This is a genomic window from Schumannella sp. 10F1B-5-1, from assembly GCF_006517535.1.
Lineage (GTDB): Bacteria > Actinomycetota > Actinomycetes > Actinomycetales > Microbacteriaceae > Schumannella.
This window is the reverse complement of record NZ_VHQH01000308.1, coordinates 1-360: the sequence shown is the minus strand read 5'-3', so window position 1 is coordinate 360 and position 360 is coordinate 1. Positions and strand designations below refer to the sequence as shown.

Genomic DNA, 360 nt, shown 5'->3' with positions numbered 1-360 from the left:
TGACCGTCACCCCGCGCATCCGCTCCGCGATCCGGATGCCGCCGGGAGACGAGAACTGGTCGAGGGTGCCGTAGACGATGTCGACCGGCACCCGCAGGGCCGCGATGTCGGAGATCGTGGTCTGCGACTCGATCGTGTGCTCGAGCGACTTCACGAACGGATCCCAGCTCGCCGCGTCGAGGTGCACCATGCCCGGGATCGGCAGCACCCGCCGCAGCACCCCCGCGTTGCGCAGCGTGAACGCCTCGTTCTCGCGGAGGAAGCGGTAGGCCCGCAGGTAGAGGTCCTGCACGGTGCGGTCGCGATCGTCCGAGAGCTCCCGCGGATCGAGGTAGATCGGGGGGCTCACCAGCATCAACC

1 pseudogene is annotated in these 360 nt (G+C 68.9%); it reads right to left on the bottom strand.

From position 1 onward, the window contains the following. A pseudogene (locus tag FJ658_RS15815) lies at nt 1-349 on the bottom strand (alpha/beta hydrolase); the annotation flags it as partial. Between the last annotated feature and the right edge of the window lie 11 nt (nt 350-360).